Origin of the sequence: Bradyrhizobium sp. STM 3566 (assembly GCF_045571445.1) — a bacterium.
GTDB lineage: Bacteria > Pseudomonadota > Alphaproteobacteria > Rhizobiales > Xanthobacteraceae > Bradyrhizobium > Bradyrhizobium vignae.
On sequence record NZ_CP120692.1, the window covers coordinates 5,147,628 to 5,165,347 of the forward strand.

Consider the following 17,720-nt stretch of genomic DNA (forward strand, 5'->3'; position numbering starts at 1 on the left):
TGTCGCATCGAAGATCGAGGGAGCGCTCCCCTGAGTCACCGAGATCTTAATCTAAACCACCGTCTTGTGCCGCGAAATGCAGGTCCGGAGCACCTCGTCCATCGGCTTGCTCCACCAGTCGTTGGAGAAGATCTCGATCTCCGAAAAGCCGGCATAGCCCTGCGCTTCGACTGCCTGACGCACCGCTTTGATGTCGATGACGCCGTCGCCCATCATGCCGCGGTCGTTGAGGATGTCTTTGGTCGGCACCAGCCAGTCGCAGACGTGGAAGGCGAGCAATCGATCCCGGCCGGCGCGCGCGATCTGGCCCATCAGCTCCGGGTCCCACCAGATGTGATAGACGTCGAGCGCGACCCCGAGCATGCCGCTGCGGCCGGGATCGAGCCGGTCGCAGATGTCGAGCGCCTGTTTCGTGGTGTTCACGCAAGCACGGTCGGCCGCATAGGCAGGGTGCAAGGGCTCGATCGCCAGCGGCAGCTTTGCCTGTCTCGCGTAGTCGAGCATCTCGGCGAGCGCTTCCTCGACCTGCCCGCGCGCCGCGGCGATGTCCTTCGACGCCTCGCTGCCCGGCCGCGAATATTGCGGCAGGCCGCCGACGACGAGGACGATGCAGGAGGCGCCCAGCGCCTTGGCCTCGTCGACGCAGCGGCGATTGTCGTCGCGCACCTCGCCCCGGCGCGAGGCGTCCGAGGTGAACATGCCGCCGCGGCAATAGCCTGAGAGATCAAGGCCGGCATAGCGCACCGCGCGCGCGGCACGGTCGAGCCCGACGGTCGCGACCTGGTCGCGCCAGGGATCGATGGCGCGGATGCCATGCTTCGCACAGGCATCGATGATCTCGACGAGATCTCCCTGCTTGCGGACTGTCGCCGTGTTCAGCGACAGCCAGCGATGGTCGGACGAAAAGTCGCGCATCAGGGTTCGATACCGTGGGTGGCGAGCACGGTCTTCATCCGCTGCGTCGCGAGTTCGGGGTTGGCGAGCAAGCCGGCCCTGTCGGCGAGACGGAACAGCTCGGCCAGATGCAACGTGGAGCGCGTGCTCTCCTGTCCCCCGACCATGGTGAAATGATCCTGATGGCCGTTGAGATACGCCATGAACACCACGCCGGTCTTGTAAAAGCGCGTCGGCGCCTTGAAGATGTGACGCGACAGCGGCACCGTCGGTCCCAGCACATCGTGGAAGCCAGCCTCGTCCCCGGCCGCCAGCCGTGACAATGCATAGGACGCCGCCGGCGCGATCGCATCGAAGATGCCGAGCAGCGCGTGCGAAAAGCCTTGGCTATCGCCGGCAATCAGCTCCGCGTAATTGAAATCGTCGCCGGTGTACATCTTGATGCGCTCGTCGAGGCGACGGCGCATGTCGATCTCGCGCTGCTTGTCGAGCAGCGAGACCTTGACGCCGTCGACCTTGGCGGCATTGCCGTTGATGATGGCGACCGCCGTGTCCATTGCCTTGTCGATATCCTTGGTGCCCCAGTATCCCGTCAGCGCCGGATCGAACATGTCGCCGAGCCAGTGGATGATGACGGGCTCACGGACTTGCGAGAGCACGCGGTCATAGACCCTGGCGTAGTCCTCGGCGTTGCGCCCCAGTTTGGCCAGCGCGCGCGAGGCCATCAGGATGATGCGGCCACCGACCTTCTCGACCGCCGAGATCTGCTCCTCATAGGCGCGGATGACGTCGTCGAGACTCCTGGCATCCTCCACGGCGAGATGATCCGTGCCTGCACCGGAGAACACCAGCGCATTGCGCCGCTTGGCGGCGCCGACCGAGCGCGTGATCAGCTCCAGCGAGGTTGGCCAGTCCAGCCCCATGCCACGCTGCGCGGTGTCCATGGCTTCGGCAACGCCGAGACCGAGGTCCCAGACATGCTCGCGGAAGGCAATGGTCTTGTCCCAGTCGACGGCAACCGACAGCCAGGGATCATTGTCGGCGAAGGGATCGGCCACCGTGTGCACGGCCGAGAAGGCGATGCGGTTGAGCGGCCCCTCGAGCTTTTTGGGGAACGTGCGCGAGGCCGCGAGCCGGTAGGTCTCAAGCGAGCGATCGGTCTTCGGCAGCTTCAGCGACAATGACGACATCGGCTGGACGGGCTTGTTCATGATTTCTGACCTCTCCCCGTCATTGCGAGGAACGAAGCGACGAAGCAATCCAGACTGACTCTGCAGAAAGATCCTGGAGTGCTTCGCTCCGCTCGCAATGACGGCTTAGCAGATTTCTGACCTTACACTTTGATCGGGGCGACATCGACCCAGCGCCGCTCCTTCCAGCTCTTCAGCGCGCATTCGGCGAGCTGCACGCCCTTGGCGCCTTCGAGCAGCGTGAACTTGTAAGGAGCGCCCTCGTAGACGTGGCGAATGAACATTTCCCACTGTTCCTTGAAACCGTTATCGTAGGTGACGTTGTCGGGCATCTTCTGCCAGTCGCCGTAGAAATCGTGCAGCCGCTTCTCGTCGGGATTCCACACCGGACGAGGCGTCGCCTGCCGCGCCTGGATCATGCAGTCGGTGAGCCCCGCGACGGCCGAGCCCAGCGTGCCGTCGACCTGGAAGGTGACGAGGTCGTCGCGGTAGACCCGCGTCACCCAGGACATGTTGATGTGAGCGATGATGCCGCCCTCGAGCTGGAACGTCGCGTAAGCGGAATCATCCGCAGTCGCCTTGTACTTCTTGCCCTGCTCGTCGAAGCGTTCGAGGATATCGGTGTTGCCGATGCAGCTGACGCTCTGAACATTGCCGAAGAGGTTGTCGAGCACGTAGCGCCAGTGGCAGACCATATCCAGGATGATGCCGCCGCCGTCCTCGCTGCGATAATTCCAGGACGGCCGCTGCGCCTCCTGCCAGCCGCCTTCGAATACCCAATAGCCGAACTCGCCGCGTACCGACAGGATACGGCCGAAGAAGCCGGAGTCGCGCAGAAAGGCGATCTTCTTCAGGCCGGGCAGGAACAGCTTGTCCTGCACCGTGCCGTGCTTGACGCCCTTGGCGTTGGCGAGCTTCACGACCTCGACGGCTTCCTCGAAATTGGTCGCGATCGGCTTCTCGCAATAGACGTGCTTGCCGGCATTGATGGCCTGGGTCAGCAGGCCCGGCCGGGCCTGCGTGGTCGCGGCGTCGAAGAACATGGTGTCGTTCTTGTCGGCAAGCGCGGCATCGAGGTCGGTGGTCCAGCGCGTGATGTTGTAGCGCTTCGCAAGCGCCTCGACCTTCTCGGCGTTGCGGCCGACCAGGATCGGATCGGGCATGACGCGGTCGCCGTTCTTCAGGCGGACACCGCCCTGCTCGCGGATCGCCACGATCGAGCGGATCAGATGCTGGTTGAGCCCCATTCGGCCGGTGACGCCGTTCATGATGAGGCCGAGGCGTTGGGTGGTCATGCCAGATACTCCTGAAGTGATTTTGGCTGTTCGAGCGGACGGAGCGCCGACCACTCCGGATGGACCGAGGACGCAAAGCCCGTTGCGTGAAGCGATCCCGTCAGCAGATCGCCGTCGTGAATTTTGAGCCTGATGCCATGCCCGGCGTCGGCATAGAGATCGGGATGCGCGGCCGCGAAGGCTTGCGCTTCCGCGGCCGGCGTGTCGCCGAAGCCATCGACATAGTGGTGGCCGTTTCGTTCGGCATGGGTGGCGCCGATGAAGGCGGCGAGCGCGAGATCCTGTTGCACGGCGAGGCCGGCCTGACAGGTTAGATCTTCACCAGTCACGAAGAACGGCACGCCGTCCGCGCTCCATTTCGCCGCGCGTGTCGCGTTGACCACCGACTTGTAGAGTCCCTTGCAGGATTTTGACGAAATGCCGCAATAGCCCAGCGCACGCGCGGCGGCGAAGGCATCGTAGGAATCGTCGGCCTCGTCGATGATGAAGCCGTGCGAGGCCAGCGGTCCCAGCGGCGATTGTCGCGTGATATCGCGCGGCATCGGCTGCTCGACATAGAGCAGGCGCGCGGCGATCGGGCGTAACGCGGCGTCATGATCGAGCCGGTCCATCAGCGCCTCCAACGCAGCGAGATCCGCATACTGCTCGTTGGCGTCGAGCGTCACCTTGGAGTCGCGCCCGAGCGTGTCGAGCTCCTTGCCGATACGCGCCAGTCGCGCGGCATCGGCTGCAGGATCGCCCGACAGCTTGAGCTTGAAGTAGCGAGCACCGGCGTTCTCGCGTGGATCGGCAACACCGCCCTCACCTTCCACCGCATCATCAAGGCCGACGGTGTGCCTGACGGCAACACGCTCCAGCGGCACACGGCCGGAGAGAAACGTCCTGATGTCCCTCTCGCTCAGATCAGGAGACAGCCGCGTATCAATGCCGGCGATATTGCCGGCCATGCCATCAAAGAAGTTGGTCACGAGGGCGCGGAGCAGCGCATCGAGAATGGCCTTGTCGATCTCGGCGGGGCCATAAGCCGCAGCAAGCGCCGGAATGTTCTTATTCGCACACGTCGCGATCTGCGCGCCGATGCACGAGGCATGCAGATCGAAGGCGGTCTGATACAGGCTGCGCGCCAGATAGAGCCCGCGCGCAATCTCGAGCGACCGTCGCAGCCCATCTACCGTCTGTGCCGGCGACAGCTCCGGCCGCTTGTCGAACCATTTCGGCACCAGCAGCTCGGCACTGGCGCCGACCGCGCTCCCCCTGCCCTCGACCTCGATCTCGACCCGGACGAACAGCTGCGGTGTCGCGTTGATGGTGACGGCGCCGAAGCGGAACGGCCGCGCGAAATGCACGGGGCGTTCGAAAAAGGCGATGTCTCGCAGCTTCAGGCGGGGTGACATGATCGTCAGTCCAGTGCACCTTGCGAGAAGAAATGCTTGCGGATGCGTTGCACGAGCTCGGTGAAAACAGGATCGGCCATCACATCGAGCGAGCGCGGGCGCGGCAGCGGCACGTCGTAGATCGCGGCGACCGCGCCGGGACGTTCGGTCATGACCAGCACGCGGTCGGCGAGAAACACGGCCTCGGGAATCGAGTGCGTGATCAGCAGCACCGTCTTCTTCGTCTCGCGCTGGATCCGCATCAGCTCGACGTTCATGCGCTCGCGCGTCAGCGCATCGAGCGCGCCGAACGGCTCGTCCATCAGCATGATCTTGGGATCGTGTACCAGCGCACGGCAGATCGAGGCGCGTTGCTGCATCCCGCCGGAGAGTTGCCACGGCAGCTTCTTCTCGAAGCCTTCGAGGCCGACCAGCTTCAAGAGCTCCTTGGCGCGGGCGAGGTATTTGTCCCGGGCCAGGCGCTTCATGTCGATCGGCAGCATCACGTTGTTGAGGATGTTGCGCCAAGGCAAGAGCAGCGCGTTCTGGAACACGATGCCGACATTGCCGTGCGGCGACGTGACCTTCTCACCTTCGACCAGGATCTCGCCCGTGGTCGGCGGCAGCAGGCCCGAGATCAGCTTGAGCAGCGTGGACTTGCCGCAGCCGGAGGGGCCGACCACGACGAAGAACTCGCCGTCATTGATGTGGAAGTCGAGCGGCCGCAGCGACGGCACATCGCCGTCGCGCGTCCGGTAGGTTTTGGACACGCCTGATAGGTTGATACCAGACGCATCGCCGGCCCGGTCGCTCACCACTCTCAGATGCGCGGCCGGCTGCACGGCTTCGTTCATGACTGTCGCAGGTTTCACGAGCCACTCTTGGGCAGGTAATCGTTGGTGTAGAATGCCCTGGGGTTCTCCTTGGCCTTGGCATCGAGACCGCCATATTCGACCAGCAGATTGACGGTCTCGGTCATGTTCTGGTCGGTGACCTGGAACGGCCGCTTGCTCTTTGTTTCCGCGGTCCGGTAGAGCGGGATGGTCAGCTCAAATCCCTCAGTCAGCGTATCGATCTTGCCGCCCTTCGGATTGGCATCGAGGATCGATTGCGCCGCGGCCTTCGGCTCCTTCTCGGAGGCTTCGACCGCCTTGGTCGTCGCCGACATGAAGCGGCGGACGAGATCGGCATTGGCTTTCACATAGTCGGAATTGGCGATGATGCCGGAGGAAACCATGTTGATGCCGTAGTCGGCGAACTTGATCGGATAGACCTCCTTGCCGGTGGCGTCCTTGATCTTCATCGACTGGTCCATGACGTAGCCGAGCAGGAGATCGGCCTGGCCGTTGATGACGGCGTTGAGCTTGGTCTGGCCGTCGCCGGCGACGGTCTTGAAGTCGCTCTCCTTCAGGCCGGTCTTCTTCAGGAACAGTGGCCAGATCTGCGTCATGGAGTCGGCCGGCGTGATCGCCACCGTCTTACCCTTGATGTCTTCGGGCTTTTTGATGTTCTTGTCGACGAAGCCCATCGCGGACATCGGGCTGGTCTGCAGCAGCACGCCGGTCGCGACCACAGGCGCGCCCTTGATCGCCGCGCGCATCATGGTGGGCACGTCGACATAGCCGAAGTCCGCCGTCTTGGCGGCGACGGCCTGCGTGGTCGCCGCGGAGCCGCGGCCTTCCTGGATCTCGAGGTCGATGCCTTCGGCGGCATAGATGCCCTTGGCCTTGCCGTAGTAGAACGGCGCGTGCTCGCCATAGACGTACCAGTTCAGCATCAGCACGACCTTGTCGGCCGCCTGCGCCGGCACGGCTGCAAACGCCAGCAGCGCCACTGATGCAGCCCCAATCCACCGCTTCATCGTCACTCTCCCTCGTCGTTATGTTTCGGCCGTTGGTGACCGTTGCTTGAATTAAGACGCGAAAATCACGTCCTCGCGCTGGCTGACATGCCAGGGAATGACCAGCTTCTCGATCCGGTCGACCATCCAGAACAGGATCACGCCGAGCAGCGCCAGGATCACCAGCGCCGCGAACATCGTCGGCAGATCGAACGTGCCGATCGAACGCTGCATGACGTAGCCGATGCCGGAATTGGAGCCGACGAACTCGCCGACGACGGCGCCGACCACGGCGAGCGTCACCGACACCTTGAGGCCGGAGAAGATCGCCGGCAGCGCATGCGGCAGGTTCACCGCGCGGAACACCTGGAAGCGGCTGCCCTGCATCGCGCGGGCGAGATCGACCATGTCAGGATCGACTGATTTGAAGCCCTGCACGGCCGAAACCACCACCGGGAAGAAGCCGAGCAGGAAGGCCGAGATCACCTTGGGAATGATGCCGAAGCCGAACCATACCACGAACAGCGGCGCGATCGCGATCTTCGGCACGGATTGCGAGAATACCAGCAACGGATAAACGTAGCTCTCCACCGTCTTCGAGCCCGCGATCAGCATCGCGACGGGAATGCCGAACAGCGCCGACAGCAGGAAGCCGCAGACGGTCGCATAGGTGGTCGGCCAGGACTGGCGCAGCAGCTCCGGCCATTCAGTGCGCAGCACCGCGACGACGTCGGCCGGCGACGGGATCTGGTAGGCCGGGATCTTGAACAGGCGGATCGAAAGATCCCAGGCCACGACGATGAAGACCAGGAACAAGAACGGCCGAACCCAGGCCGCATTCAGCATCTTGGACACCGCACCTTGCGGCTTTGGCTCGGCCAATTTTCACTCCCGGCATTTTCTTCGTTGCGGGGAGAAATTAACCCGTTGGATAAATACTGTCCAGAGGATTCCCTGTGACGTTCGCGGCGGGTTCCGGGTAATTGGGGTGAGTGGCGCCGGCGCTCTCCTGTTCCGGACGCGCTGCAACGCTCTTTGGCGTTGCCCCGCAAAGCCGGGATCCAGAGGCCCCGCGCTCCGCAGTTGCGTGGGCCCCGGCTCTGCAGCGCATCACTTGCGTGCTGCGCTGCGTCCGGGGCACGAGACCGCCCCACCCTCGGTGTCATTCCCCGCGAAAGCGAGGAATCCAGTGCGCCGCGGCCTCTCGATTCAATTACTGCGGTCTCTGGAGTACTGGATCGCCTCGGGCGATGACAGCGGAGGATTTGGCTACGCCGTCTGCACCACGGCCGTGCGCGGCTTCGGCGCCTTCGCAATCTCGAACAGTTCTGCCGAGCGTCCCGTCAGGGCCGCGAGCACGAGGCCGACCATATGGGCCAGCCGCTCATCCTTGGCCTTCTTGTCCAAGAGATCGCGGCCGAAGATCACGCTGAGCGTCGCCGAGTTGGAGAGATAGAAGAAGCTCAGCGCCGCGATCGAGATGTAGAGCTGCACCGGGTCGACGGCGACCTGGAAGTCGCCAGACTCGACGCCGCGGCGCACCACGGTGCGGATCATCTCGACGAAGGGCGAGTGCATCGACTTGACCTTGGTCGATTTCTTCAGGTGCTTTGCGCGGGCAAGGTTCTCTGTCTGGAGCAACGACAGGAATTCCGGATTGCGCAGGAAGTAATTCCAGGTGAACTCGATCAGGCGGCGGATCGCCTCGGGCGGATCGAGATGTTCGAGATCGAGCCCGCGCTCCTCGCTGCGGATCTTGTCATAGGCGCCCTCGAGCACGGCGAGATACAGCTCGTCCTTGTTGCCGACGTGATAGTACAGCATGCGCTTGTTGGCGCCGGCCTTGGCCGCGATACGGTCGACGCGCGCGCCGGCGAGCCCATGGGCGGAAAACTCCTGCTTGGCGGCTTCGAGAATGCGCAGCCGCATCCCCTCGGGGTCGCGCTGCCATTTCAGGGGTCGCTTTGCCTTTGCTGTCGCCAAACCGGGTGCTCGCTGGGTGGTCCAGGTACGCGTGTAACACGCGCCCAGCCCGCCGCATAGAAGTGAAGCGGGCATCTGCCTCAACACCGTCATTGCGAGCGAAGCGAGGCAATCCATGCCGCCGCGGCAACAGTCTGGATTTGCTTCGTCGCAAGGGCTCCTCGCAATGACGGAGGAGAGACCGCCCTAATCCACCGGCTTCGGCGACCGTTCCAGCAGCACCGTCTGGATCCCGCACGTCCCGCTCCGCACCGTCATGATCCGCGTGCCCGGCTTGCGGCCGTTGCGCACCTCGGAGACATCGAGTCCGCTCGCGATCAGGCGGGCGCGGGTGGCGTCGATGTCGGCGACGCGCCAGCTCAGGCCCCAGAGACGGTCATGCGCGGCATCGCCGCCCGCCACGGGGCGGCGGACCACCTCGACGATGAGGTCGCCGCAGCGGAAGAACATCAGCTGTCCCCAATCCTGGTGCGAACGGTCGAGCGCGAGATCGAGCCCGAGCCGCGCGCCGTAGAGCGCGGCGGCGCGCTCGGAATCCTCGGTGGTGATGACGACGTGGTCGAGCCCGTCGATCGGCGCGATGTCGGTCGCGACCGACTTGGGACGCTCGTCGGCGAGTTCGAGGAAGAACATGCGCACGCCGCGCGTCAGCTCGGTGGCGGCGCGGGTGCGCTTCCAATGCAGCACGGCTTCGGTGACGGCATCGCTGCTTTCGACCTCGGCGACCGGGTCCGGCCGCAAGGCCACCCGCTCCAGCCGGCGGTGCATCCTGCCGATGTCTGCGACACGAAAGCACAGGCTGGCGAGCACGCCCTCCTGGCCGTCGAGCAATGCGCGCATACGGTCGGCGGTGACGCTGAAGCCGCTCGGCGCCATCAGCTCGATGGTCATGTTGTCGAGGGTGAACAGCACCCGGTCAGCGCCCTCGCCCGAGTTCTGCCAGGCCGGCGCGCGTGCGAGCAGCGTCTGATACGCCGTCTTGGCCGCACCGATATCGCTCACGAGAACGACGATGTGATCGAGACCGGCGATCATCCTGTACCCTTCTGATCGACTTGGAACCCACAGACCGAAAGACGGCGTTTGTCCGGGCTTGGCATTGGCCCGTGATGGTCGTATTCCCCCACCATGCTGACCTCAAGCGCTTCGGAGCGGTTTTGCGAATAATTTCAGCGTCCCTCCGGAGCGGAACCGGTGTTAGAGTAATTCCGCCGGCCGGGACCACAAGCGCATCACGGACAAGCAATGCAGGCTCTCTTCATCGGACAGACTTATATCGACGTCGTCTTCATCACCGACCACATGCCGACGGGCGACGAGAAGCACGTGGCCTCGGACTACGCGGTCTCCTTCGGCGGCAACGCGGTGACGGCGGCATTCTGCTGCGCCAAGCTCGGCATCGTGCCGGATCTGATCGCCACGGCAGCCAATGACTGGCTCGGGCGCATGTTCCAGGACATGTGCGCGAAGTACGGCATCTCGCTGCACGGGCGCAAGGTCAACCAGTCCTCGCTCTCCTTCATCATGCCCAAGGACGGCAAGCGCGCCATCGTCCGCTGCCGCGATGACTCGCACATCCATCCGTTTCCGATGCTCAATCTCGGCGGCTGCCGCGCGCTGCATGTCGACGGTCACCAGCCCGATGCTGCAATCCATTACGCCAAAGTGTGTCGCGAAGCCGGCATCCTGACTTCGCTCGATGGCGGCGGGCTGCGCACCAACACGCATGAACTGCTCGAATTCATCGACGTCGCGATCGTCGCCGAGCGGTTGTGCGAGCAGATGGACCTGACGCCGGAGAAGATGCTCGACTACCTCAAGGGCCGCGGCTGCAAGATCGGCGGCGTCACCATGGGCGAGAAGGGCCTGCTTTGGTACGACGAAACAGGGACGGTGCAGGTGATGCCGGCGATGCCGATCCCGCGCGAGCGCGTGATCGACACCAACGGCGCCGGCGACGTGTTCCACGGCGCCTATGTCTATTCCTACCTCGCCCATCCCGGCAAAAGCTGGCGCGAGCATTTCGATTTCGCCCGCGCCGCCTCGACCTTCAAGATCCAGCGCCTCGGCAATGAGGCCGGCCTGCCGACGCTCGTCGACATCGCCAAGGTCAGGCACGAGTTCGAGGTCAGGGTGTAGACGTCGGAAGGGTGTGTCATGGGGCGCGTCTTCGTCGCCGGCAGCATCAACATGGATGTGGTGGCGACCGCCGATCGCCATCCCAGGGTCGGCGAGACCGTCGCCGGCCGCCAGGTGCTGTATTTTCCGGGCGGCAAGGGCGCCAACCAGGCGGTCGCGGCGTCACGGCTTGGGGCGCGGACTACGCTGATCGGACGGCTGGGGACGGATTCGTTTGGACGCGAGCTGAAGGCCTTTCTCGGCGGGCAGGGCATCGATCTCGGCTATGTCGTGGAAACGGCGGAGGCGCACACCGGCACGGCCATCATCACCGTGGCCGAGGCCGACAACACCATCGTCGTCATTCCCGGGGCGAACGGGCTGGTCGGCGCTGACGACGTCGAGGTCGTGCCGCTGCTGGCGGGCGACGTCGCCGTCAGCCAGTTCGAGATTCCACTGCCGGCCATCGCCGCGTTCTTCCGGCGCGCCCGCGCCGCCGCGGCCACGACGCTGCTCAACCCCGCACCGGCACAGGCAATGCCCGGCGAGCTGCTTGCACTCGTCGACATCCTCGTGCTGAACGAGACGGAGCTCGGCTTCCTCGCCGGCCACGAGCTCTCCGAGAGCGACGGGGCCGCACAGATCATCGCTGTGGCGCGGCAGGTCCAAGCGCGGGAGGACCAGACCATCTGCGTCACGCTCGGCAAGCGCGGCGTGCTCGCGCTGGCGGGGCGCGAGGAGATTGCCGTGCCGGGGCGCGCGGTGAAGGCACTCGACACCACAGGCGCCGGCGATTGTTTCGTCGGCGCGCTGGCCGCGCAATTGGCCGACGATGTGTCCTTGCGCGCCGCCCTCGCCTTCGCCAACACCGCTGCCTCCATCAGCGTGCAGCGCATGGGCGCGGGGTCGTCGATGCCGACGGCGAAGGAAGTGGCGGCGGTGTTGTAGCGCTAAGCACTTATGCCAACGCGCCCTTCAGATCAAAGCTCTCGTCTGCGGCCTGCTCCGGCGTGATGGTGCGATCCATGGCCTGCAAGCGGCGGCCGAACATGTGATCGCCGGCGCGGTTGATGGATTCGATGCCGAGCAGCTTATCGCCCTTGTAGCAGAATGCGGAAAACGCCTTCTTCGCGGGATCGCCGCGCAGCACAACGCGATCGTAGCCGGTCGTCAGCCCTGCGATCTGGAGCTTGTCGTCGCCCTGGTCGCTCCAGAACCAGGGATGGCTGTCATAAGGCTTTCTGTCACCGGTCAGCCGCGCCGCGAGGCAGCGGGCGTGATCGGTGGCATTCTGCACCGATTCCAGCCGCAGCGAGCCGCCGAAGCGCGGGCTTGCGAACAGCGCGCAATCGCCGATCGCCGAAATATCAGGATCAGCCGTCGCGAGATATTCGTCGACGATGATGCCGGCCGCGACCGGAAGCCCGGCCTCGGCTGCGAGCTCGATGTTCGGCAGCACGCCGACGCCGACCACGACGAGGTCGGCCGGCAGATGCCGTCCGTCGCTCAAGGAGACGCCGGTTACCTTGCCGCCCTCGGCCTCAATCGAGGTGGCCTGCACGCCGAGATGGATGCGGATGCCGGCCTCGCGGTGGCGCTCCTGAAAATACTCGGAGACCTCGGCCGTCACGGCGCGCGCCATCACGCGCGGAGCAAGCTCGAGCACGTCGACCTCGAGGCCCTTGATCCGGGCGGTGGCGGCGAATTCGAGGCCGATGAAGCCGGCGCCGATGATCACGGCGCGCTTCTTCGACGGCATGACCAGCCGCAGCGCCTCGCTGTCGTCGAGGATACGCAAATATTTCACGTCGGGCAGGTTGGCATTGGGCAGATCGAGCAGGCGGTTGCGCGCGCCGGTTGCCAGCACGAGGTGGCCGTAAGGCAGCGTTTCGCCCGACGCGAGATGCAGCTTGCGCCCCGTGCGGTCGATCGAGGCGGCGCGGCCGGCGATCAGCTCGATCGTCTGGTCCTGGTAGAACTTCTCGGGGCGGAACATCAGGCTCTCCGGCCCGGCCGAACCCTTGATGTAGGCCTTGGACAAGGGCGGCCGCTGATAGGGCAGATGCGCCTCGTCGTTGATCAGGCAGATGCGCTCGGAAAAGCCCGCCTGACGCAGGGATGCCGCGACCTGATAGCCGCCATGGCCGGCCCCGACGATGATCACCGGACCGCCGGTCATCGGACAGCCCATTTCCGGAAGACACGAGCGTGACCCATGCCGTCTCCTCTCTCGCTGATTTTGGTTGCGGGCCTTACGAGGAGCCGGCGCTCGTGTCCGTCCCTTGGCGAAGGCGGGCTCATTTGAGCCTATCGGTCCGCCCCGCGCAAGAGCACCACGCGGGGATTGTCTCCCCTCGCCTTCTGCGATTTAGTTGCAGCTACGAACCTCTTGCCGGGGATTTCAAGATGCCAGCTCCCGTCTCAAAGCCCGATGATCCCGCCCTGCTGCGGATCGACGGCCCGATCGCGACCATCACGCTCAACCGGCCCGCCGCGTTCAACGCGATCAATCTTGCGATCGCGCAGAAGCTCGAACAGCTCGCGGCCTACATCGAAGGCGCGGACGACATCCGCGTCCTCGTCCTTGAAGGCGAAGGCCGCGCGTTCTGCGCCGGCGGCGATTTGCAGACGATCGGAGCTGCCGCCGAAGGGGGCACGGTGACGCCGGTGGTCGGCGAACTGCTCAAGCACTATCACGCTTTCATCGAGATCCTCCGGCGGATGCCGAAGATATCGCTGTCCAGCGTGCACGGCTCCGCCGCCGGCGCCGGCATGGGCCTCGCCTTCGTCACCGACCTCTGCATCGCCGCTGACGATGCCAAGTTCACGCCGGCCTATGCCAAGATCGGGGTGTCGCCGGACGGCGGCTCGACCGTCGGCATCGTCGGCACGGTCGGATCGCGCCGGGCGCTGCAGATCTTTCTCGCCGAGGACAATTTTACCGCGCAGCAGGCCTATCAATGGGGCCTCGTCGCCAAGACCGTTCCGGCGACCGAGCTGAAGGCGGCCACCCGACAGCTGGCCGAGCGTCTGGCGCAGAACCCGCCGGCGGCGATCGCCGGCACCAAGCAGCTGGTCTACCAGGCCGCCACCACGCCAGTGAAACAGCAGCTCGATGCCGAGGAGCACAAGATCATCATGGCCATGAATTCGGAGGCGTTCCGCACTGCGGTGAAGAAGTTCACCAGCAAGGGGAAATAGCCGCCACGCGGCCGCTGGCTCAGCCCTTCAACGGGCCATTCCTCTGCATGAAATCGAAATCGCAGCCCTCGTCGGCCTGCAAGATGGTCTCGTTGAACAGCCAGGCGTAGCCGCGCCGTGCCTCCTCGGACGCAGCAACCGGCTTCAAGCCAGCGCGACGCCGCTCCAGTTCGGCAGCGTCGACCAGCAGCTCGATGCTGCGCTTGGCCACATCGAGGCGGATCATGTCGCCGTTCTGCACCAGCGCGAGCGGCCCGCCGACGGCGGATTCCGGGGTGATGTGCAGCACGATGGTGCCGAACGCGGTGCCGCTCATGCGCGCGTCCGAGATGCGCACCATGTCCTTGGTGCCGCCGCGCGCGAGCTTCTTCGGAATCGGCAGATAGCCGGCTTCCGGCATGCCCGGCGCACCTTTGGGGCCGGCATTGCGCAGCACCAGCACGTCGTCGGCGGTGACGTCGAGATCCGGATCGTCGACTCGCAAGGTCATGTCCTCGACGGATTCGAACACCACCGCGCGCCCGGTGTGCTGCAACAATTTCGGGCTCGCAGCCGATTGCTTGATCACTGCGCCGCGCGGCGCGAGATTGCCGTGCAGGATGGCGAGGCCGCCCTCTTTCTTGATCGGATTATTGCGCGGGCGGATCGCATCCTGGCCCGGCACGTCCTCCGCATTCGCCGCGACATCGCGCAGCGTCTGGCCGGTGACGGTCTTGGCATCGAGATCGACGAGGTCGCCGAGCTGCGCGAGCAATTTCGGCACGCCGCCGGCGTGGTGGAAGTGCTCCATGTAGTGCTCGCCGGACGGCTTGAGATCGACCAGCACCGGCACCTCGCGGCCGATCTGGTCGAACGCTTCGAGATCGAGCCGGTACGGAGAGCGGTGCGCCATCGCGGTCAGATGGATCAGGCCGTTGGTCGAGCCGCCGATCGCCTGGAGCACGACCTGTGCGTTCTTGAACGATGCCGGCGTCAAGATTTCGCTCGGCTTCGGCCCCTTGGCCTTGGCCATCTGCGCGGCAACCTTGCCGCTGGCCTCCGCCAGGCGGAAGCGCTCGGCATGCGGCGCGGGAATCGTCGCGCTCATCGGCAGCGACAGGCCCATCGCCTCGATCATGCAGGCCATGGTCGAGGCCGTTCCCATCACCATGCACGTGCCGACCGATGGCGCGAGGCGGCCGTTCACCGCCTCGATCTCGGCATCGTCCATGTCGCCGGCGCGATATTTCGCCCAGAGACGGCGACAATCGGTGCAGGCGCCCAGCACCTCGCCCTTGTGATGGCCGACCACCATGGGACCGACCGGAATGACCACCGTCGGCAGGTCGGCGCTGATCGCCGCCATCACCTGCGCCGGCAGCGTCTTGTCGCAGCCGCCGATCACGATCACCGCATCCATTGGCTGTGCCCGGATCATCTCCTCGGTGTCCATCGCCATCAGGTTGCGCAGGTACATCGAGGTCGGATGCGCAAAGCTCTCGGCGATCGAGATGGTCGGGAACACGAACGGCATCGCGCCCGACAGCATCACGCCGCGCTTGGCGGCTTCGATGATCTGCGGGACGTTGCCGTGGCAGGGATTGTAGTCGCTATAGGTGTTGGTGATGCCGACGATCGGGCGCTGCAGCGCGTCGTCGGAATAGCCCATCGCCTTGATGAACGCCTTACGCAGGAACAGCGAGAAGCCGGCATCGCCATAGCTCGTCAGACCCTTGCGCAAGCCACTCGTCATCATGCCACTCCTTCTAGATCACCATCGTGGTACAGCGTGCCCCTCGATTGTCAATAAGGCCGGCCGATAGAGTTGCACCTTCCAGCTCCGGGCACCGGCTGGCACAGGAATGGATCGCGGGCGAGGCCGGGCGCTAGTCCGCAAACTTCTGCTGCAGGCGTCCATCACGGAACGCCACTGCCCCGGCCGCGTTGGAAGACCAAGCATTAGCCTCGGTCTCACCTCGGACGCGGCAGGTGACAGTCTCTCGGAACATGTCACCTCGCACGGCTGACCGAGCGGCTTGAACAATGAGGGTCTGCGGAGCGATGCGGGCCGGTTTGTTCATCGCATTGATTGCAGCGGCCTACTTTGGCGGGCAGGTCCAGGATTCTTTCGCGCAAAAGCGACTGCCGGCTTCTCCGAGCGAATCCACGAAAGTGTCTCCAAGAAAGGAAGGCACTCCCAGAAAGGAGACGGCGCGATCTGCGGACCCGTATACGGTGGGCTTCGTAACGGGCACGCCACAATGCACTGAATTCGCGCTCGCTCAGGACATTGCGACCACGCTCGCCGGCGGCCAAGAGAGCGGTCCTCAGGGCCAGGTCGCATTGCGGGTTCTGCCAATGGTGGGAAACGGCGGTGTCCGCAACGTTCTCGATGTGCTCACTCTCGCAGGCGCCGACGTGGCGATCGCGCCCGTCGCTCTGGTCGAGCGGCTCCGGCAGACAAGGACCTTCGGGGATATTTCAGACAGGCTGACCTACATTGCGCCGCTCCATATCGAAGAGTTCCATCTTCTCGCGCGGCCGGAGATCGGAAGCCTGACGGAGCTTTCGGGAAAGAGGGTCGATCTCGGGGACGACGGCAGTGCCGGCGCTATCCTCGGCCGCGAAGTGTTGAACCGTCTGGGCATCAAGATCAGCGAGACGAACTTGGGTCCGGAGGCCGCGCTGGATGGTCTGAGGAAGGGAGATCTCTCCGCCGCTCTGATCGTCTCAGGAAAACCGGTCAGCTTCCTGACTCAGGTCTCGCAGCTCGACAATATTCATCTCCTGCCAATCCCCTATTTCAAGGAGCTGCTGCAACAAGATTATCTGCCATCGACGCTCCGCCATAAGGACTACCCGAATATGATCGCCGCCGAAGCAAGCGTCGACACGATCGCGATCAAATCCGCTCTCTTCGCCTACAACTGGCCGAGCGGCAGCGAGCGGTTTCGGTTGCTGGAATTCTTCGTCCAGACATTGTTCACGCGCTTTCCTGAATTTCTAACGGGCGCACATCACCCCAAATGGCGCGAGGTGAACCTGGCCGCGGAGCTCCCCGGATGGCGACGATTCCGGCCGGCAGAGCGCTGGCTCCAGCAACAATCCGGCGGCGAGGCCGCGCTTCGCAAGGCGTTCGGCCGGTTCCTCGAAGGAAAGCCGAGCGACAATCCGCCAGACCGGGAAGAATTATTCCGGGACTTCCTGCGCTGGCGAGAACGCAATCCGGATAAGTGACCAAGATTTGGCAGGCAAATGTGGGAGGTGTCGATGCGCAACGCGCTTGTGAGCGCAGCCTTGGCTGCGTTGCTCGCCTTGATCGCCGATGTGAGGCATTCTGCCGCCCAATTTGCTCCCTTCTTTCCGCCGACGCCGCAGACACTCGCACCGTCCAACGCGCCACCGGCCGACAAGGCCGAGCGCATCAGGACAGCCCCTCACCGAAGCACCAAGGCGCACAGGAAGCACGAAACCGTTCGTCCGCCATCCAATCAGCGGAAGGTCGCCGAAAAAAACGGATACAAGCGGGTCAGCGATCTCGTGAATTTCCCAAAGTTCTTTCCGGGCCTCGGCATCATTTTCGTGAAGCCCGACACGTTGCCGCTGGGGCCGTTCCTGTGCTTCGATCGCAGGGATCGTCTGGTGGCGACCGTGTACATGGTCCCCAACAAGGACATCGACGATCACAAATCATTGGAGGGAGCGGGATCCGCAGCACCGGTTGACCACGTCAGCCTCTACTTCAACGCGGGTCACCCCGGGGTGGACGTGCCGCATTACCATGTGGTGCTCTGGCATGTGACCAAGAACCAGGAATCGCGCGTTGCAAAATGACGCGCAACTCGCG

The 17,720-nt window shown here is 64.4% G+C and carries 16 protein-coding genes; 5 read left to right on the plus strand and 11 right to left on the minus strand.

What is annotated here, in order from left to right; all coding sequences use genetic code 11:
- Positions 1-51: 51 nt before the first annotated feature.
- The 9 genes from P6U27_RS24785 to P6U27_RS24825 all read right to left on the minus strand — a co-directional run bounded on the left by P6U27_RS24785 (position 52) and on the right by P6U27_RS24825 (position 9,610).
- Entirely contained in the window at positions 52-915 is an 864-nt protein-coding gene (locus tag P6U27_RS24785; protein ID WP_407192740.1) for a sugar phosphate isomerase/epimerase family protein, read from the minus strand.
- Positions 915-2,105: a dihydrodipicolinate synthase family protein gene (locus P6U27_RS24790; RefSeq protein WP_407192741.1), complete on the minus strand. Its 1,191-nt coding sequence runs from the start codon at positions 2,103-2,105 to the stop codon at positions 915-917. Before P6U27_RS24790 ends, P6U27_RS24785 begins: the two co-directional genes overlap by 1 nt.
- Positions 2,106-2,227: 122 nt before the next feature.
- Entirely contained in the window at positions 2,228-3,379 is a 1,152-nt protein-coding gene (locus tag P6U27_RS24795; RefSeq protein ID WP_407192742.1) for a Gfo/Idh/MocA family protein, read from the minus strand.
- On the minus strand, positions 3,376-4,773 hold the full coding sequence (locus P6U27_RS24800) for an enolase C-terminal domain-like protein (RefSeq protein WP_407192743.1): 1,398 nt from the start codon (positions 4,771-4,773) through the stop codon (positions 3,376-3,378). The genes P6U27_RS24795 and P6U27_RS24800 overlap by 4 nt, the downstream gene beginning before the upstream one ends.
- Positions 4,774-4,778: 5 nt before the next feature.
- A complete protein-coding gene (locus tag P6U27_RS24805; protein ID WP_407194478.1) occupies positions 4,779-5,606 on the minus strand; it encodes an ABC transporter ATP-binding protein in 828 nt (275 codons plus the stop codon).
- 14 nt (positions 5,607-5,620) lie between these two features.
- Positions 5,621-6,613 (minus strand): ABC transporter substrate-binding protein, encoded by a 993-nt coding sequence (locus tag P6U27_RS24810; RefSeq protein WP_407192744.1) that lies wholly within the window; start codon positions 6,611-6,613, stop codon positions 5,621-5,623.
- Positions 6,614-6,664: 51 nt separating this feature from the next.
- Positions 6,665-7,474, minus strand: a complete 810-nt coding sequence (locus tag P6U27_RS24815) for an ABC transporter permease (protein ID WP_209295532.1) — start codon at positions 7,472-7,474, stop codon at positions 6,665-6,667.
- A gap of 387 nt (positions 7,475-7,861) precedes the next feature.
- The gene (locus tag P6U27_RS24820; RefSeq protein WP_407194479.1) at positions 7,862-8,521 is read right to left on the minus strand and encodes a TetR family transcriptional regulator; all 660 of its coding nucleotides are present in this window, start codon (positions 8,519-8,521) and stop codon (positions 7,862-7,864) included.
- A gap of 240 nt (positions 8,522-8,761) precedes the next feature.
- Positions 8,762-9,610: a VOC family protein gene (locus P6U27_RS24825; protein WP_407192745.1), complete on the minus strand. Its 849-nt coding sequence runs from the start codon at positions 9,608-9,610 to the stop codon at positions 8,762-8,764.
- A 210-nt stretch (positions 9,611-9,820) separates the two neighbouring features.
- Here P6U27_RS24825 and P6U27_RS24830 point away from each other — a divergent pair, with 210 nt between their 5' ends.
- Positions 9,821-10,714, plus strand: a complete 894-nt coding sequence (locus P6U27_RS24830) for a sugar kinase (RefSeq protein WP_122404354.1) — start codon at positions 9,821-9,823, stop codon at positions 10,712-10,714.
- Between the two features lie 18 nt (positions 10,715-10,732).
- Positions 10,733-11,641 carry a ribokinase gene (locus P6U27_RS24835; protein ID WP_407192746.1) on the plus strand — a complete coding sequence of 303 codons (909 nt, stop codon included), beginning with the start codon at positions 10,733-10,735 and terminating at the stop codon, positions 11,639-11,641.
- A 10-nt stretch (positions 11,642-11,651) separates the two neighbouring features.
- Here the strand turns inward: P6U27_RS24835 and P6U27_RS24840 are convergent, their stop codons facing one another.
- The gene (locus tag P6U27_RS24840) at positions 11,652-12,872 is read right to left on the minus strand and encodes an NAD(P)/FAD-dependent oxidoreductase (RefSeq protein WP_129145832.1); all 1,221 of its coding nucleotides are present in this window, start codon (positions 12,870-12,872) and stop codon (positions 11,652-11,654) included.
- A gap of 227 nt (positions 12,873-13,099) precedes the next feature.
- Between P6U27_RS24840 and P6U27_RS24845 the strand changes: the two genes are divergently transcribed.
- The gene (locus P6U27_RS24845) at positions 13,100-13,894 is read left to right on the plus strand and encodes an enoyl-CoA hydratase/isomerase family protein (protein WP_407192747.1); all 795 of its coding nucleotides are present in this window, start codon (positions 13,100-13,102) and stop codon (positions 13,892-13,894) included.
- 19 nt (positions 13,895-13,913) lie between these two features.
- Here the strand turns inward: P6U27_RS24845 and P6U27_RS24850 are convergent, their stop codons facing one another.
- Complete coding sequence (locus P6U27_RS24850; RefSeq protein WP_407194480.1) at positions 13,914-15,626, minus strand: IlvD/Edd family dehydratase; 1,713 nt, start codon at positions 15,624-15,626, stop codon at positions 13,914-13,916.
- Positions 15,627-15,934: 308 nt separating this feature from the next.
- Between P6U27_RS24850 and P6U27_RS24855 the strand changes: the two genes are divergently transcribed.
- Together P6U27_RS24855 and P6U27_RS24860 are read left to right on the plus strand one after the other, a co-directional pair.
- Entirely contained in the window at positions 15,935-17,110 is a 1,176-nt protein-coding gene (locus P6U27_RS24855) for a TAXI family TRAP transporter solute-binding subunit (RefSeq protein WP_122404359.1), read from the plus strand.
- 33 nt (positions 17,111-17,143) lie between these two features.
- Positions 17,144-17,707 carry a hypothetical protein gene (locus tag P6U27_RS24860; protein ID WP_407192748.1) on the plus strand — a complete coding sequence of 188 codons (564 nt, stop codon included), beginning with the start codon at positions 17,144-17,146 and terminating at the stop codon, positions 17,705-17,707.
- Positions 17,708-17,720: the final 13 nt, after the last annotated feature.

Coding starts and splice junctions, on each gene's coding strand:
- P6U27_RS24785 (WP_407192740.1), bottom strand. CDS start 915: ATGCGCGACTTTTCGTCCGACCATCGCTGGCTGTCGCTGAACACGGCG.
- P6U27_RS24790 (WP_407192741.1), bottom strand. CDS start 2,105: ATGAACAAGCCCGTCCAGCCGATGTCGTCATTGTCGCTGAAGCTGCCG.
- P6U27_RS24795 (WP_407192742.1), bottom strand. CDS start 3,379: ATGACCACCCAACGCCTCGGCCTCATCATGAACGGCGTCACCGGCCGA.
- P6U27_RS24800 (WP_407192743.1), bottom strand. CDS start 4,773: ATGTCACCCCGCCTGAAGCTGCGAGACATCGCCTTTTTCGAACGCCCC.
- P6U27_RS24805 (WP_407194478.1), bottom strand. CDS start 5,606: ATGAACGAAGCCGTGCAGCCGGCCGCGCATCTGAGAGTGGTGAGCGAC.
- P6U27_RS24810 (WP_407192744.1), bottom strand. CDS start 6,613: ATGAAGCGGTGGATTGGGGCTGCATCAGTGGCGCTGCTGGCGTTTGCA.
- P6U27_RS24820 (WP_407194479.1), bottom strand. CDS start 8,521: ATGCGGCTGCGCATTCTCGAAGCCGCCAAGCAGGAGTTTTCCGCCCAT.
- P6U27_RS24825 (WP_407192745.1), bottom strand. CDS start 9,610: ATGATCGCCGGTCTCGATCACATCGTCGTTCTCGTGAGCGATATCGGT.
- P6U27_RS24830 (WP_122404354.1), top strand. CDS start 9,821: ATGCAGGCTCTCTTCATCGGACAGACTTATATCGACGTCGTCTTCATC.
- P6U27_RS24835 (WP_407192746.1), top strand. CDS start 10,733: ATGGGGCGCGTCTTCGTCGCCGGCAGCATCAACATGGATGTGGTGGCG.
- P6U27_RS24840 (WP_129145832.1), bottom strand. CDS start 12,872: ATGACCGGCGGTCCGGTGATCATCGTCGGGGCCGGCCATGGCGGCTAT.
- P6U27_RS24845 (WP_407192747.1), top strand. CDS start 13,100: ATGCCAGCTCCCGTCTCAAAGCCCGATGATCCCGCCCTGCTGCGGATC.
- P6U27_RS24850 (WP_407194480.1), bottom strand. CDS start 15,626: ATGACGAGTGGCTTGCGCAAGGGTCTGACGAGCTATGGCGATGCCGGC.
- P6U27_RS24855 (WP_122404359.1), top strand. CDS start 15,935: ATGCGGGCCGGTTTGTTCATCGCATTGATTGCAGCGGCCTACTTTGGC.
- P6U27_RS24860 (WP_407192748.1), top strand. CDS start 17,144: ATGCGCAACGCGCTTGTGAGCGCAGCCTTGGCTGCGTTGCTCGCCTTG.